Source organism: Candidatus Enterococcus leclercqii (genome assembly GCF_009933135.1).
In the GTDB taxonomy this organism is placed as follows: Bacteria; Bacillota; Bacilli; order Lactobacillales; family Enterococcaceae; genus Enterococcus_C; species Enterococcus_C leclercqii.
In genome coordinates, this window is the sequence record NZ_MAEH01000014.1 from 632,427 (window position 1) to 649,704 (window position 17,278).

Annotated in this window: 12 protein-coding genes; all 12 read left to right on the top strand. The window is 43.0% G+C overall.

What is annotated here, in order from left to right:
- The first annotated feature begins 1 nt into the window (after position 1).
- Complete coding sequence (locus BAU14_RS09295) at positions 2-1,093, top strand: prephenate dehydrogenase (protein ID WP_161899807.1); 1,092 nt, start codon at positions 2-4, stop codon at positions 1,091-1,093.
- Between the two features lie 58 nt (positions 1,094-1,151).
- Positions 1,152-2,447 (top strand): 3-phosphoshikimate 1-carboxyvinyltransferase, encoded by a 1,296-nt coding sequence (aroA, locus tag BAU14_RS09300; RefSeq protein ID WP_161899808.1) that lies wholly within the window; start codon positions 1,152-1,154, stop codon positions 2,445-2,447.
- A gap of 1 nt (position 2,448) precedes the next feature.
- Positions 2,449-2,958: a shikimate kinase gene (locus tag BAU14_RS09305; protein ID WP_161899809.1), complete on the top strand. Its 510-nt coding sequence runs from the start codon at positions 2,449-2,451 to the stop codon at positions 2,956-2,958.
- Positions 2,955-3,806, top strand: a complete 852-nt coding sequence (pheA, locus tag BAU14_RS09310) for a prephenate dehydratase (RefSeq protein WP_161899810.1) — start codon at positions 2,955-2,957, stop codon at positions 3,804-3,806. The genes BAU14_RS09305 and pheA overlap by 4 nt, the downstream gene beginning before the upstream one ends.
- A gap of 311 nt (positions 3,807-4,117) precedes the next feature.
- Positions 4,118-5,254 (top strand): LCP family protein, encoded by a 1,137-nt coding sequence (locus BAU14_RS09315; protein WP_161899811.1) that lies wholly within the window; start codon positions 4,118-4,120, stop codon positions 5,252-5,254.
- Between the two features lie 348 nt (positions 5,255-5,602).
- The gene (locus tag BAU14_RS09320) at positions 5,603-6,451 is read left to right on the top strand and encodes a DegV family protein (RefSeq protein ID WP_161899812.1); all 849 of its coding nucleotides are present in this window, start codon (positions 5,603-5,605) and stop codon (positions 6,449-6,451) included.
- Positions 6,452-6,661: 210 nt separating this feature from the next.
- Entirely contained in the window at positions 6,662-7,141 is a 480-nt protein-coding gene (locus BAU14_RS09325; RefSeq protein ID WP_161899813.1) for a DUF6530 family protein, read from the top strand.
- Between the two features lie 91 nt (positions 7,142-7,232).
- Positions 7,233-9,509 (top strand): AAA family ATPase, encoded by a 2,277-nt coding sequence (locus BAU14_RS09330; protein ID WP_161899814.1) that lies wholly within the window; start codon positions 7,233-7,235, stop codon positions 9,507-9,509.
- 277 nt (positions 9,510-9,786) lie between these two features.
- Positions 9,787-11,529 (top strand): ABC transporter ATP-binding protein, encoded by a 1,743-nt coding sequence (locus BAU14_RS09335; protein ID WP_161899815.1) that lies wholly within the window; start codon positions 9,787-9,789, stop codon positions 11,527-11,529.
- The gene (locus BAU14_RS09340) at positions 11,516-13,399 is read left to right on the top strand and encodes an ABC transporter ATP-binding protein (RefSeq protein WP_161899816.1); all 1,884 of its coding nucleotides are present in this window, start codon (positions 11,516-11,518) and stop codon (positions 13,397-13,399) included. Before BAU14_RS09335 ends, BAU14_RS09340 begins: the two co-directional genes overlap by 14 nt.
- Before the next feature lie 404 nt (positions 13,400-13,803).
- Positions 13,804-15,534, top strand: coding sequence for an ATP-binding cassette domain-containing protein (locus tag BAU14_RS09345; protein WP_161899817.1), 1,731 nt, complete (start codon positions 13,804-13,806; stop codon positions 15,532-15,534).
- A gap of 112 nt (positions 15,535-15,646) precedes the next feature.
- Complete coding sequence (locus BAU14_RS09350) at positions 15,647-17,236, top strand: ABC transporter ATP-binding protein (RefSeq protein ID WP_161899818.1); 1,590 nt, start codon at positions 15,647-15,649, stop codon at positions 17,234-17,236.
- Positions 17,237-17,278: the final 42 nt, after the last annotated feature.

Here is a 17,278-nt window from a genome sequence, read left to right on the forward strand (position 1 = left end):
TGTGGAACAGCAAGTTTTAATCACCGGCTTAGGATTGATTGGGGCTTCATTGGCCCGCTGTATCCGGCGTGCTCACCCTCAATGCACCGTAATCGGCTGGGATAAATCTTCAGTGACCCGTCAAACAGCGCTTGAAAAAGGCATTATCCAAACGGCAGCGACTGATTTCAAGACAGCGGCAACACAAGCAGATATCATCGTTTTTGCTACTCCGGTCAGTGTGACTCTGGACTATCTACAGACGCTTTGTCAATTGACACTAAAGACGGGGGTCATCGTGACAGATGCCGGCAGCACCAAAAAAGCTATCAGTGAAACTGCTGCTTCGTGTTCTTTTACATTCATCGGTGGGCACCCGATGGCAGGTTCTCATAAATCCGGAGTCAATGCTTGCGATGAAGATTTGTTTGAAAATGCCTACTATATTTTTACTCCTAAAGAAAAAGACCATGACTCACTGGACGTGTTAAAGGAATTATTTTCGGGTACCCGGGCAAAATATGTTGAACTTTCACCAGAGGAACACGATGAAATCACCGGCATGTTGAGTCATCTGCCACATATCATTGCAGCTGGTTTAGTGACACAAGCTGATGTTTTCAATCAAGAACATCCTCGGGCTAAACAGCTGGCTGCCGGAGGTTTTCGTGACATTACTCGGATTGCTTCATCGGATCCCAAAATGTGGACAGACATTTTATTGAGTAATCGGGAAACATTGATGTCTCAACTGACCCTTTGGCAAGAGCAGATGTCTCAAGTCCAACGACTGTTAATTCACCGTGACCAACAGGGAATCTATGACTTTTTCGACCATGCGAGAGACACTCGCGACCGACTTCCTGTTCATAAAAATGGGGCCATTCCAGCCTTTTATGATCTTTATGTGGATGTCCCAGATGTTCCCGGCGTTGTTGCCGAGGTTACAGGACTGCTGGGAAAAGCTGAACTGTCAATCATCAATCTAAAAATCCAAGAGACTAGAGAAGATATCAATGGGGTCTTGCAGATTACGTTCAAAAATGAACGGGATTTGCAAGCGGGCATGAATTGTCTGCAAACTTATACAGATTACCCTTGTCGCTTAAAATAAAACCTGTGGTACACGAATAAGCGTATTAAAAAGCAGCGCACTATCAAAGGAGGATATTATGAAATTAGGACCTACCGCCAATGGTTTAAAAGGAACGATCCAAATCCCTGCGGACAAATCTATTTCCCACCGGAGCATCATGTTCGGAGCTTTAGCAGAAGGAACCACTACCATCCGTAATTTTTTGCGAGGGGAAGACTGTTTCTCCACATTAAATGCTTTTCGCGCTTTGGGGGTTCCCATTGAAGATGATGGAGAAACAATTACAGTTACCGGCGTCGGTTTCCGCGGCTTAAAGGCTGCCTCCGGGGCAATTGACGTGGGGAACTCAGGTACCACCATCCGCTTGATGATGGGAATTTTGGCGGGACAGCCCTTCACGACCACTCTTTTTGGTGATGATTCTTTAGCAAAACGGCCAATGAATCGTGTTATGTTGCCTTTGCGAGAAATGGGGGCAAGGCTTACCGGAAGCTCTGGTAGTGAATTTCCACCCATCACAGTGTCCGGTTCTGATCAATTAAAGCCTATCCATTATCAACTGCCGGTTGCTAGTGCTCAAGTGAAATCTGCGGTGATTTTTGCTGCGTTACAGGCGCAGGGAACCTCTACTATCATTGAAAAAGAATCAACCCGCAATCACACAGAAGAGATGATCAAACAGTTTGGTGGAGAAATCAGCTGTGCCAAAGATGGTAAGACGATCACAGTCACTGGTCCTCAAACTTTCAAAGCACAAGAAGTCACTGTGCCGGGGGACATTTCATCTGCTGCCTTTTTCCTCGTTGCCGCAGCAATCACAGCAGACAGCCAGATTACTTTAACAAATGTCGGGATCAATCCTTCCCGCACGGGTATCTTGGAAGTCATGACGGCAATGGGAGCAAAGTTATCCATGCTATCTGTCGATCAACAAAATCAATCTGCTGATCTGGAAATCATGACAAGTCAGTTACAGGCTACCACGATATCCGGAGCCATTATTCCCAGATTAATCGATGAACTGCCCATTATTGCCCTCTTGGCAACTCAAGCAACAGGACAAACGATAATCAAAGATGCCGAAGAATTGAAGGTCAAAGAAACCAATCGAATCGACGCAACTGCTGAAGAATTGAAGAAGATGGGTGCAGACATCACCCCAACAGAAGACGGACTGATTATCAATGGTCCGACTCCTTTACAAGGCGCTGCCGTAGATTCCCGCGGTGATCACCGAATTGGTATGATGTTAGCCATTGCTGCGTTGATTGCTAAAGGTGAAACGCAACTACAAAGAGAAGAAGCTGTCGCCGTTTCTTATCCGGAGTTTTTCGCTGACCTTCACACACTCAGTATCAAAGGAGGAAAATAGGATGGCCGGCATTTTGCTAATCGGTTTCATGGGCGCCGGGAAAAGTACCATTGGAAGACAGTTGGCAGCAGAATTGGCGCGCCCGTTTATTGATTTGGATCAAATGATTGAAAGTGAAATTGGTATGTCGATTTCGGCCTATTTCGAAACGGCGGGGGAGGCGGCCTTTCGAAAAGCTGAAACTCAGGCGCTGGCAAAGGCGTTGACTGGTGATGAGGTAGTTGCTTGCGGTGGCGGAATCGTTTTGAAAGAACAAAATCGCAGTTTGTTAAAAAATCATCCCACAGTTATCTACTTAAAAGCAGATCCGGATCAGCTGTACCAACGAATTGTGCAAGATCAAATCAACAAACGGCCCTTAGCTGATGATAAGACTGCCTCAGAGGTTCGGGAAATTTTGCAACCCCGGCTGCCCTTGTATGAAGAAGCCGCAGTGATTCAAGTAGACACTACTGGAAAAGAACCTGTTGCCATCGTAACGGAAATTGTGGAAAGGTTGGCGAAGCAATGAAAATTGGTTATTTGGGCCCGAAAAGTTCCTTCACCCATCAAGCTGCTCAGAAAATTGCACTTGATGCAGAACTAATTGCTTTTCCTTCAATTCCCAAGTGTCTTTTAGCAGCAGAACAACAGCTGGTAGATTTTGCAGTCGTTCCGGTTGAGAATTCTTTGGAAGGATCCGTTCATGCAACCATCGACCACCTTTTTCATAAATGCGGACTAACGGTGGTGCAAGAAATCATTCTGCCCATTAAGCAGCAGCTATTAACTGCCCCCACCACGCCAATCGATGCTCTCACCAAGATTATGAGTCATCCGCAGGCACTGGCTCAATGCCAAGATTACCTGGAAAGCCAGTTTCCGGATGTCTTGCTAGAAGCAGTTGCTTCAACAACCTATGCTGCCGAGTATGTCAGCCAGCACCCTCATGAAAAAATTGCCGCAATCGCTTCAATGCAGGCTGCCCAGCAATATGCATTGACAGTTGCCGCAACTGCTATTCAAGACAACGACTTCAATCAGACCCGATTTTGGCTGGTTGCGTCACAAAAAAATGATAGCAGTCAAAAGATTCAGCCCTCTTCAGCCGATAAAATGACCATCCTATTAACCTTGCCCTCCAATCAGCCAGGCGCTTTACACAAAGCACTGGCAGCATTTGGCTGGCGGAATATCGGTTTGTCAAAAATCGAATCCCGGCCATTGAAAACTAGCTTAGGAGAGTATTTTTTCGTGGTGGATCTGGTTTGTGAACAATCCGAGCGCTTAATAAAAAATGCACTAGAAGAGATCCAACTGCTTGGCGTTGTAGTTCGTAATCTGGGGGCTTACCCGGTACGTACGATTCCAGAGGAGTGACATCGATGAAAAGCACGTTTGTGATACTTCTTTTTTAAACGCAGTTGAATAATCCACCGACTTACTCTTTGCAGATTTCACCTCAAAGTCCCTTACTTTCTACAAAGAGTAAGTCGTTTTTTGTAATTAAACGTGCGGACCTTTTCGCGCCTCGGTTGTAAGGTAAGGCCTCATTTTCCAAAAAAGTGACAGGTCCTGACAAGAGTGTTCGTTGCAGTGTTTCCTAAAAAAGGGTAAAATTTTGCGAGACAACAGATTTTCCTAAAGCAGTAGGGTATCCTGTTGTTAAACAAAGACAAGGAGTGGAAGATTTGGACAGCCGTAAAGACCGCAATAAAAAACTTTACGAGGAGCTGGAGGACGGCAAGAAAGGCAAGCTGTTTGCCAGAAGACCTTTGGATGAAGAGCCTCGCCAATCCAATCAACATTTGGAATCAGATGACGATGATCCTACAAACTATCAAGATGACCGACATGCTGGCAGCGGTGGTCGACCACCCCGAGGCCCACAAGACAGAAAGCAACCAGCAAACAAGAAGCCAAAAAAGAAGCGCAAAAGACACCCTGTTCGCCGCTTTTTGCTTACCCTGATAGTCATTCTATTGGTTTATAGTATCGGCTCGTTTTATGCTGGCAAAACTTTTTCTCAGCAGGGAGAATTTTTGTCCAAGCAGGAGAAGATTACCTTTAACGGCTTTAAAAACAGCAATGGTTCAAGTAATATCCTATTGATTGGCAGCGACAGCCGCGACGGAGAAGCCGCCCGTGCAGATACGATCATGGTGCTTCAATTGGATGGGCCAGCGAAAAAGCCAAAACTGGTTTCTTTTATGCGAGATACCCTGGTAGACATTCCCGGTGTCGGACAAACCAAACTGAATGCCTCTTATGCCTATGGCGGAGCGGAACTGGTACGAAAGACGTTGAATCAGAATTTTGGAGTTGATTGTCGCTATTATACGATTGTTGACTTTCAATCCTTCGAGCAGGTTATCGATACGCTGTTTCCAAGCGGTGTACAAATCGATGCTGAAAAAGATATGAGTGCTTACATTGACGTAGCTATCAAAGCCGGTCCTCAAAAAATGGATGGGCATACTCTTTTACAATACGCTCGCTTTCGGATGGACGAAGAAGGGGATTTTGGTCGCGTGCGACGGCAACAACAAGTCATGAATGCAGTCTTCAGCGGGATGAAAAATCCCCTCACACTAATGAAACTCCCTTATGCTGCTGGTCAAGTCATGGGAGAAGCCGCAACGGATCTGCCTATGAGTTACCTCGTGAAAAATACGATTTCCATCGCCAAGGGAGCAGGTGGAATTGACCGCTTGTCTGTTCCAATTGCAGACTCCTGGACTTACGGATACGATGCCAATGGCGGCAGTGTTTTAGTTGTTGATCAGGAGAAAAATCAAAAAGCGATTCAGACGTTTTGGGAAAAATAATTAAATCGGTAGTCCATTTCAAAAAGGTCACGCTCTTGTTGGTGGCCTTTTTGAATTGATAAAAATCAAAGAGATTGGCTGACTTTCTGCCTTTAAACAGTACTTAAAGAAAATAAAACCGCCACAATTTTACGATTTTTTAGTGAAGCGGCTGCAGTTATTTTAGTTTTTGCTTTGAGTCGCTGTTGATTTCCTGGAGAGGGGATCTGCGGACAGTTGTGTTTTTAAATATGCGCTGTTTGGATATATTCATCATTCGGTATTTATGCTATATTTATGTTAGTGTATTTTTTTGTAGTTTAGCTAAGCAGTTTTTTGCATTTATTTTGTTTTGAAATGAGGATAATTATGAAACTCGCAGTTGTGACAGACAGCACGGCGATCTTGCCGGAAACTGTCGTGAACCATCCTGATTTGTATGTCGTTGCAATCCCAGTGATCATCGATGGCAAGTTATATAACGAAGGAATCGACATCGAAGCCGATGAATATTATGACCTGCTGAACAGCAGCAAAGAATTTCCCACAACTTCCCAGCCGGCGATTGGTGAAGTGATGGATTTATATGAACGCCTAAAAAAAGCTGGCTATGATACTATTTTGAGTATTCATCTTTCTGGGGGAATCTCGGGTTTTGTCAATACTTTGGCTGGAATCAAAGATGAGTTTTCTGATTTAGAAGTTGTTCCTTTTGATTCTGAAATTACCTCGATGCCAATGGGAAATATGGTAGAGGCAGCTTTGACTATGAAAGATGCAGGTGCTGATCTGAGAGCAATTTTGGATCACCTTCGTATGATTCGTGACAATACCTACGCCTATCTCATTGTCGATGATCTGAATAACTTGGTTCGAGGCGGTCGTTTGACAAACGGGGCTGCCCTGATTGGCGGGTTACTGAAAATCAAGCCAATTTTGACTTTTGATAAAGGTAAAATCGTTTTATCAGAAAAGATTCGTTCCTCGAAAAAAGCCTTTAATCGTGCTGAAGATCTGATTGGACAACGAGCGAAGGAAATTGCTCGTCCGGTACATTTTTACGTGATCCATGCGAATAATATATCGGCAGCCCAAGAAGAAAAAGAAAAGCTGCAGGCAAAATATCCTGATGCAGAAATCACTATCGGTCATTTTGGACCTGTGATTGGTACCCACTTGGGTGAAAAAGCCATTGGCATCGCCTGTTCCGCTATTTAAGACAGAGACAAAGCTGATCTGAAATGGTCGGCTTTTTTCTATACCCGAAACCTGTTTTACATCCGCTTCACCGAGCAGAAGACGAAAAGACCTTTAAAAATTTCAACTGGTTACCAGCGATTGGTTAAGAAGTAAGACCAATCGTTTGATGCAACCAATGACCATCGTTATAATTTAGTAAACTACTAATTTACTAAAGGACTGATTTAAATGAAAATACCTACCACTTTGAAGCATAAACCCGTAATCGTAGTCGAGAATTATGATCGTATCGATGGACACAACGCATTTGAAAGCGAAGCAAAAGGATTATCTTTAGGCTTGGCACAATGGAACGATCGGGGCAAGGTCGATATTTCTGGAAAAGTTTGGCGGTACACTGGTGAAAAATGGTCTCGCCAATCCGAAGAAATGCCTTTGACGCGAATTTTGGACATGGCCATTTTAGTGGCGCGGACAAATCTCTATTTTCAAGAAGCCTATCGCTATGAAAAATTCTATGATCCGGAAAACCCTGTCATTGATATTCTGGGGTTACAGGGCAATCGAATGACAGTAGAGGTAGATACCGACAACCCCAAGATTGACGAAGATATCCTGATGTTTCATGATGCTCTTCAAAAAGACGGTGAATTGCTAGGAGAACGTTTCCGTACCTTAAAACGTCTGTTGGAAGAAGCTGGCTATTGACAAGCAGACGCAGACAAAATTTACACACCAATTGCCGACACACACCTGAAACAAAATAAAATAACAGAGGCAAGGACAAGGAGCAATCATTATGCAGACACCCTATTCCGTAACTGAAGGCCGGCCTTTCACCAAAGTCGAAAAGATGATGATTTGGCAAAAACCCGCCAGTCATCAAACCGGCGAGATTGAGCTGCGCTTAGCTTCCGAGATAAAAAATAATTGGAATGATCCAGAGCTGAAACTCTTCAATGTCTTACTGGAAGGCGATGCCGGTTCTGGTAAAACAGAGATGGCCAAGGCGCTTTCTTACCACTTACAACTACCCTATACCAAAGTCACCTGTTTTGCTGATATGGACAAATCTGATGTTTTTGGTGCCTTATTACCAGTGGTGGCCGTTGATGAGGAAGAGGACAGTGAGTTGCTGGAAGCCATCTATCAAACGGACTCATTACAGGCTGTTCTAGAGCTGATCCAGCGACACTTTTCGATTTCGGCAGAAGTTGCCAAAGAAAAATTGGCGCAACTGGTAAATCGAATAGAAGAGACAGCTACGACAACGCCTGTCCAGTATAAATTTTATCCATCAGAGATTGTGCGAGCATTAGAAAAAGGCTACCTGCTGGAGATTCAAGAACCCACCGTTATCAGAGATGCTTCTGTCTTAGTCGCTTTGAATTCCGCACTAGAAGCAAATGGTATGCTGAATATTCCCACTGGGATCATTCGCAGACATTCCGACTGTGTGATTGTAGTCACAGCTAACCGCAATTATCAAGGCAATCGGCCATTGAACGAATCTCTTCGTGACCGGATGCAACACGCAGAGAAAATGGATTTACCGCCTCTTGAAGTCATGGTAGAGCGGGGGAGAGTCAAAACTGGCTGTCAAGAGCTTGAAGCGATGACTGTAATGGCTCGAATCATTCGTTTATTAGAAGAAACGGCTAAAGCAAATGCAATTAAAGGTGTTGCTGGCATGCGTTCGTATTTTTACTGGGTGAACACGCTAAAGCAAGGACAACCTCCTCAAGAATCTATCTATCCCAAAGTTCTATACAAACTTACAACGGATCCTGACGAGCTGAAGATTCTAGAACAAGTATTAGAAACGAGTGGCTTGCTGTCAGAACTGATTGCGATTGTCTCAGGCCGACAACTGCGGGCATTTCGCGACCAACAAGCCGGTCGGCGTCTTTCCAAAGAAGAAGCCGCAGCTAGAAATATCACAGAAGAGGCTGAAAATGGAACCTTGATTGCAGCTGATCCTGGAATTGAAGAAACAGCAGAAACAGGTAAAGCAGAAGGGGATACTGCCCAAAAGAGCCCCCAAGACAATGGAGCTGCAGCGTCTTTACCGGAGATTTCCTCTGAGAAAGCGACTGACACTGTCAGCCAAGCTGATGTAGGGATGACAGATCCTGACCAAGAGGATACGATTCACACCGGAGCAACTGCCCAAACAGAAGCGAATCTTGCCCAGCAAGAAAAACTCTTAAAAAAGCGGCTGAACCAAGAGGCACGTAAACTCTTCAAAAATACTATTCACGCCAAAGAAGGCCTCTTGATTCATCGACCACAATTGACCCATCTTGAACGTGAAGAAGGCCGTCTTTTGACTCGCGCTGTTCGACCTCAAGTTGAGACTGTTGTTAAACGACTAAAAGAGATTCTGGAAAATCAACAAAGTGACATTTATGGGAAAGGCAAGTTCACTGGGACGCGCTTTGATGCCAGCAGGGTAGCTTACGGAGATTACCGAACTTTCGAGAAAAAGACACCCCCGCAAGACTCCCCTTCACTTGCTATCGCGTTACGCATCGACGAATCCGGTTCCATGGTGCGTGACGGTCGGATTGCAGCCGCTCGTTTGGCAGCTGTTGCTGTTGCCGAGTTTGCTACTGAGCTTGATTTGCCACTGATGATTTATGGCGATACGGCAGATCTTTCGCAGCGAGAAAAAACTTCAATTTATTCATACAAAGAGTTCGGCGATAGTTTTACCGATTTACCTGCAAAATTAGCAGGAATGAAGCCTCGCCAAAACAATCGTGATGGCGTACCATTGCGTTTACTCAGTGAGGCACTGGTCAAAGAAACGGCGACGACCAAACTGCTTATCTCAATTTCTGATGGTCAGCCGAAAGCCTTACCGGATTATACCGGTGAGAAGGCGAAAGAAGACATTCAGGGGGTCATTCACGACTACGAGCGTCAAGGGATTATCTACCTTGCAGCTGCTATCGGGGAAGACCAGGAAACGATTCGCAATATTTATGGAGAAAACCGTTTTTTGGATATCAGCGATTTGAAAAAATTTCCAGAAGAGCTTGTGAAACTTTTGGCGCGCTACTTGGATAATTAATTTTTAAACTATGAGAAGAATATAAAATTATTATGTAAACTCATGTTCGAAAATAATCAAAATCAAGTCTTGCAAATGTTTTTTTATTCAGCTACAGTTAATAGTAGACACGGTTGTAAAGAGACTCGGGACGTTTTTAGTCGCCGCGTCTCTTTCTTGTTGAATCAGAGGAGTTGCTACTAGTCGTCTGAAAACAAGCCGAGTTTTCGTATGCTTTTCTGCACGAAAGGTATTCATGTCTTTATACATTTGTTTTTATTCAGAAAGGAAGGACGCTATGCTAAAAACACTCTTAGCCAATGTGGGGCAGTATAAAAAAGATTCAATTCTGACCCCTATCTATGTGGCAGGGGAAGTGGTGATGGACGTCGTGATGCCTTTAATCATGGCTGCCATGATTGACCAAGGAATCGAAAAGGGCAACAGCAGCGCAATCTTAAAATACGGTGGCTTGTTATTTCTTTGCGGTCTTTTCGCATTGGTTTGCGGAACCATGGGCGCCAGAACAGCTGCAACTGCTTCAGCCGGCTTTGCCCGTAACTTACGCCGCAATATCTTTGACCGTATCCAAAACTTCTCCTTTGCCAATATTGACCGCTTTTCAACAGCTGGCTTGATTACACGAATGACCACTGACGTCACCAACGTGCAAAATGCGTATCAGATGATCATTCGAATGTTGGTCCGCAGTCCGTTGATCTTAATCTTTTCATTGACGATGGTTTCCATCATTAACGCCCAAATGGTGTTGATTTATTTGGCAGTCGTGCCGTTTTTGGCTATCGGGCTGGCCATTGTCATCCATTTTGCCCACCCATTGTTTATCAAAGTTTTTCATACTTATGACCACTTGAACAACGTGGTTCAGGAAAATTTACAAGGGATTCGTGTCGTGAAATCTTTTGTTCGAGAAAAGCAGCAAGAAAAAGTCTTTGGCGAGGTTTCTGAGAAAGTCTACAAAAATTTCACATTAGCTCAACGAATCGTCGCTTTTAATATGCCGCTGCTACAATTTTCCGTTTATACCTGTATGCTGCTGTTGTCTTGGCTGGGGGCACAGTTCATCGTAGACAAAGGAACATTGACAACCGGTGAACTGGTCAGTATGTTCAATTATACGATGCAGATCCTGATGAGTTTGATGATGATCTCGATGGCGTTTGTTCAGATTTTGATTGCACGCACTTCAGCTGACCGAATCGTTGAAGTGCTTGATGAAAAAAGCAGCATCACCAATAAACCTGAGCCGCTTAAAGAAATTGCCGATGGTAGCATTCAGTTCAAAGATGTCTGCTTTAGCTATGCTGATGATATGAACAAATTGGCATTGATTGATGTCGATTTACAAATCAATGCCGGTGAGGTCGTTGGGATTATCGGGGGCACTGGTAGCTCAAAATCCACACTAGTTCAATTGATTCCCCGACTTTATGATGTTACTCAGGGCGCGGTGCTGGTAGGGGGCCACGATGTGCGGGATTACGACATGGTCACACTCAGAGACCAAGTGTCGATGGTCCTGCAAAACAACGTTCTCTTCTCCGGTACTATTAAAGACAATCTTAAATGGGGAAATGAAAACGCCACTGATGAAGAAATTATCGCTGCTGCTAAAATCGCACAAGCAGATCCTTTTATTCAGGAATTTCCGGATAAATACGATACGATGATTGCGCAAGGAGGCACCAATGTCTCTGGCGGACAAAAACAACGTCTGACCATTGCTCGTGCCCTTTTGAAAAAGCCTAAGATTCTGATCTTAGATGACTCCACCAGTGCTGTTGATACCAAAACCGACCGCGAAATTCAGGCAGGATTGAAAGAAGCAATCCCTGGTACGACTACCATCATCATTGCCCAACGAATCACATCAATTCAAGATGCTGATCGAATCATCGTGATGGATGACGGCCGCATTGACGGAATCGGTACGCACGAAGAACTTTTGGCGACAAATAAAATTTATCAAGAAGTAAGTGACTCTCAAGAGAAAGGATTTGGGGAACATGTTGACGAATAATCAAAAAAGACCGGCTTCTTCGCCGATTAAGACCCTAAAACGTCTCTTGGGGATCATGTTCGGTGATTATAAATTACAGTTGATCATCGTACTGGTGATGATCTTGCTTTCAGCATTTGCCAATGTCCGTGGCGCACTGTTTTTGCAAACAGTTATTGACCAATATATCACACCACTAATTGGCACGAGTAACCCAAACTTTTCTGGATTGTTAAAAGCAATCATGCAGATGGCCTTGATTTACGTGATTGGCGTACTGGCAGGTTTGACTTACAATTTCATGATGGTTCGTATCAGTGAAGGAACGCAAAAGAAAATCCGCGATCAGATGTTCACGCATATGGAGTCACTGCCAATCCGTTACTTTGATCAAAACTCTCATGGGGATATCATGAGTCACTTCACCAATGATACTGACACTCTACGGCAAATGATTTCCCAAAGTATTCCTAACCTGATGATGGCGATGGTAACCTTTGTCTCAGTTTTTATTGCCATGTTCACCCTCAGTATTCCTTTAACCTTATTTGTAATTGTTTCCGTCTTTTTGATGTTGAATGTCGTCCGTTTCATTTCCAAACGCAGTGGTCGCTTTTTTGGGGCCCAACAGCGGGATTTAGGAGCAGTAAACGGCTATATTGAAGAAATGATGCACGGGCAAAAAGTCGTTAAGGTTTTCAATCACGAAAAGCAGGCGATGGCAGATTTTGACGAACTAAATGATGCCCTGCAATCCAGTGCCACTCAAGCCAATGTAAACGCCAATCAGCTGATGCCGATTATGATGAACCTGTTGAATGTGCAATACATCCTCGTTGCTATCATTGGTGGGATGTTTGCAATCAACGGAATCAGTGGGCTAACTGTGGGAATGATTGCTTCATTTCTACAGCTAAGCCGCTCTTTAAACGGTCCTATCAGCCAAATTTCTCAACAGATTAATTTCGTCATTATGGCGTTGGCAGGTGCTGACCGAATCTTTGGTTTGCTAGATGAAAAATCAGAGGACGACGAGGGCTACGTGACTCTAGTCAACGCCCAAGAAGTCAACGGTGTCATTACAGAGGCAAAAGAACGAACAGGCATGTGGGCTTGGAAACATCCTCACAAGGACGGCTCGGTTACTTATACGAAGCTGACCGGTGACGTTGTCTTTGAAGATGTGGACTTTGGCTATGTTCCTAGCAACATTGTTCTTCATGACATCAATATCTATGCCAATCCTGGCCAGAAAGTCGCGTTTGTAGGGGCTACTGGTGCCGGCAAGACCACCATCACCAATTTGATCAATCGCTTTTACGATATTCAAGAGGGAAAGATTCGCTATGATGGTATCAATATCAAGAAAATCAAAAAAGATTCCCTGCGACGTTCATTAGGAATCGTGCTGCAAGATACCCACTTATTTACAGGAACCATTCGTGACAATATTCGTTTTGGTAAACTGACCGCCACTGATGAGGAAGTGGAGGCGGCAGCCAAGTTGGCCAATGCGGATACGTTTATCCACCATCTCCCTGACGGCTACGAAACGGTTATCACTGGAGATGGAGAGGGGATTTCCCAAGGACAGCGACAGCTTTTGGCAATCGCACGAGCAGCTATTGCTGATCCGCCCGTAATGATTTTAGATGAAGCGACCTCCAGTATCGATACCCGAACCGAGCGAATCGTTCAGGAAGGGATGGATAAATTGATGAAAGGACGGACTGTTTTTGTGATTGCGCACCGATTGTCCACCATTCAAAACTCGGATGTCATCATGGTCTTAGATCACGGTCGAATCATCGAGCGCGGGGACCATGAGTCGCTCCTTGCTGAAAAAGGTCTTTATTACCAGCTGTATACTGGAAAAGTTGAATTGGATTAATGTTTTTCAAAAAGTGATGACAACCGCTTTTTAAAACGGTCACTTCCCAAAAGTCACAAGTAAAAGACAAGTTCCTTCCGCTATTTTTTATGGAAGAGACTTGTCTTTTCAATTGTTGCATCTGCCTGTTAATATATCTTTCCTTTTCCTTGTTTAAGATGTTGAAATATTTGCCAGTTACCTTACCCTGAAAATTGTGCTGCATTTCTTTTAAATCTTATTCTGATTTAAACGTTTGATATGTCGGAATCTTTCCTGTAATACCTAGATTCAAAAATGACATATTTCAATTTAGATCGATTTTTGAGAAGCTAGTTTTGTAAACGCTATCCGAACGGTGAGCTTATAGATTCTCTCTACCGGGATAAAAAGATAGTTGAGGTGCTTGTTAAGGAGGTAACACTTTGATTTCGACCGCGTTTTTTTTATTAAGAGAATACCAAAGATTCCAATCGAAAAGATTACTCACTGAGCTGCTTTGGGGAGTGGTTTCAGCATTTATCTTAACTACGAGTACGATTTGGATTGTTTACCTCATTACGGAGGGCTATGAAAAGTCCGTGCCGGTCACTGCTGTCTTCAGTTCGATTGCCATTATCGCCGGCTTAACATTTATCCTAAATCAAGTAATGAACTACTATAACAAGGTTGTCAAAGAAAGGTATATGTTAGAAGCAAAGGCATACTTTGTCCAAAAAGTAATTAAAAAAACTGAAAATATTGATCTGGAAGCATTTTATTCCTCGAAGTTTCATGATTGCTATTCGCTAGTCTTTCAATGTGCCCAGGCAAAAATGGAAGAATCACTGGCGATTGTGTTCAATTTTATTTTTCAACTGATGGCACTGGTAAATGCTTTGGCCGCTGTAAGTTTAATAAATCCAGCGCTACTCGGGTTTGCCATTTTCATTGTTCTTTCAACGATAGCTGGAAATAGCTTAAATAAAAGGCTATTCAAAAAGAATTCATCACTAATCAATAGCGGAAGAAAACAAGAGCTGTTTTTTGAGACGCTCTTCCAGAAAGAAACCATTTTTGATTTACAAACAAGCGACATTGGCTCCTGTTTTCAGAAATATCAGTCTGACAATACTAAGGAACGACTAGCGCTTACGAAAAGCAGTGCCCGCGCTTTAGTCCCATTAAAAATCATTGTTTCTCAAACTTCCATAAATCTCATCTATATTTCAGCGTTACTTATCTCCTTGCTTTCATTTTATAAAATAGATGAATTTAAGGTGTCGGATTTTTCAATTCTGTTTAGTTCCGTGATTTTACTACTCTCTAGAATAAAAAATTGCTTCAAATGCTATGAGTCATTTGGTTCTAATCGGCCCTATATCGAAGCTTATCAAGACTTTGGCACTCAGAATACCGTAAGAAAAAAGATAGCTGCGCCTTTCAAAAGTATTGCATTCGAGCAGGTGGACTATCAGTATCCCAGCTCTGAGACAGCTCTCCTAAAAAATGTAACATTAACAATTAATCATGGCGATAAGATAGCAGTAATCGGGGAAAACGGCTCTGGAAAATCGACGTTTCTCAACTTGCTGTCGGGGGTATTGAAACCAACTGCTGGTGAAATTATTATAAATGAAAATTACAATACGAAAGCCTATGATTTATCCTCTTTTTCGAAAATTGTTCAGCAAGATTTCTTTTTGCCTTCGATTGCTTTAAAGGAAAATATTATGGGCACAAGTACCCATAACGAAAGATACAAAGACCTCATAAATGAAAGCTGGTTCTCCATTGATCAGAAGTATCTAAATAGGCCTTTCGGAAAGGAAGTCTCTGAAGAGGGGGTCATTCTTTCAGGTGGCGAGGCACAGAAAATTGCAATCGCTCGCGCATTGTTTTCCGACAAAGACATACTGATTTTTGACGAAGCCACCTCCGCTATGGATAAGGTTTCTGAGAGACTGTTGTTTCAAAAACTGGCACGGACGCAACTAACCTGGATATTTAGCGTCCATAATCAGGAACTTGCAAGATATGCCAATCGCATTTTTTACTTCAAAGCTGGCATCATTCAGGAATTTCGATCAATGCAAGAATACCATGCTTGGAGCAAACAGGAAGTGAAAATGAGTACTGGAACTATCGAGGAGGATGCACATGGTGATTACCTTTAGAAAAAGGCTGTTATTGGGATCTTATTCAATTGCCTATTTGATCTACCAACTATTTTTACAACTTCCGCTTTTTGTCTTCAATATCTGGATGTATTCCAAAGTAATCTCTGTAGTGGAAAACAATAGCAGTCTGTCTCAGATCGTTACCATTCTTATCTTCGCTTCCTTTTTTACCTTGATTAGCGACTTGTATTGTAGTCTCTTCGAATTTCTTTTGGGTCCTTGGATTGAAGAAAAGATTGGCGAACTGTCTGGAATAGAAACGTTAGAAATCAGTAAAAAGATCGCCTGGCATGAAATCGAAAAAGGAAGTTTAAGAAGTGAGTTTCTTTTCTTATCCAAAAACAGAGCTAAATTTTCACTAGAATTGATCCAGCAACTTGGGTCATTAGCTTCCTCAATAATGGTAGCGGTGTTTACTGGTGGGATGTTACTCCAAGCCAGCGGCAAATATCTAGTTTTAATGCTAGTTGCTTTGGGCTTTTTGTTTTTAGGAAATTATCGGGGTGGAAGGCTCATTCAAGAAAAGCAAATGGCCTGTATTTTCCCCATTCAAAAGACTACATATTTTATGGGACTATTTTCAAATCTCCGGGCGCTCCGTGATATTCGTATCAATAAGCAAGAAAAGCTGTTGACCACGTATATTCAGAAATGCATCACTGACTTGAGTCATCTGCAAACCAAAAGGAGTCGAAAAATTTTTGTTAATACGCTTATCTTTGACGGTATCTTATCTGATCTGTTACTAAAGTTTATGGCACCCTTGTTGTTAGTTGTCGATCTCTTTTATTTTCAGAGCATATCTTTGGCTGAGTTTGTCTCCAGTTATAACGCCTTCAATTCTGTTTTTCTGACGTTAAGCCTATTATTGGGTAAGGGTACACAGAATTTAATCTCAGGCATTCGAAGCTTTCGGCGGGGAAAAACCTTTTTTGAGGAGACAAAACTACGGGTGTTCCCCAGAATTCTTGGTGCGTGTCCAGATGAACCTTCATTATGTTCATTTGACAATTTTTCATTTAAATATCCTGGGGAAGCAGAATATAGTTTGCAAAACATTTCATTTGCGTTAAGTCCTGATGAAAAGGTGTTGATTGTTGGAAAAAACGGTTCTGGCAAGAGTACGTTACTAAAAGTCATCATGCAAGCCTATCCAATTGATACAGACAAAGATTTAGGCTCAGTGAGGTTTGGTCGTCACTATGATAGTTCCAAAATTGGCTATCATGCACAAGGTACAAAATTATACCCAATCCCAATCAGTGAAAACATTGCGCAGTCCACCAACTATAATCCAACTAAAATCGTCAAAGCACTAGGGACAGTGGGCTTAATGAAACTTGTACCCTATGTAGGTCTTCCAATCGGAGCCAGTCTATATGAAAACGGGGTGGAATTGTCTGGTGGCCAAGCCCAGCGACTTGCATTGGCTAAGAACATCATGGCTAGTGAGAAAAACTTGTTCTTGCTTGATGAACCACTAAGTCAATCGGATGAAGAAATGCGTGGGGTCTATAAAGAAATTCTGAAAGAAAACTTCAGTGGTAAAGCCTTAGTGATGGTCAGTCATTCAAATGAATGTGCCGAATTGTTTGATAGGGTTATCGTGATGGCGCAGGGGCGAATTATTGATCAAGGCACACATGTTTCTTTACTTCAGCGGTCGCAAGACTATGTAGAATTAGTCGGGATCGATTAAGAGATTTTAAGAGCGATGTCTAGTGGTCCCTTCATTTTATTC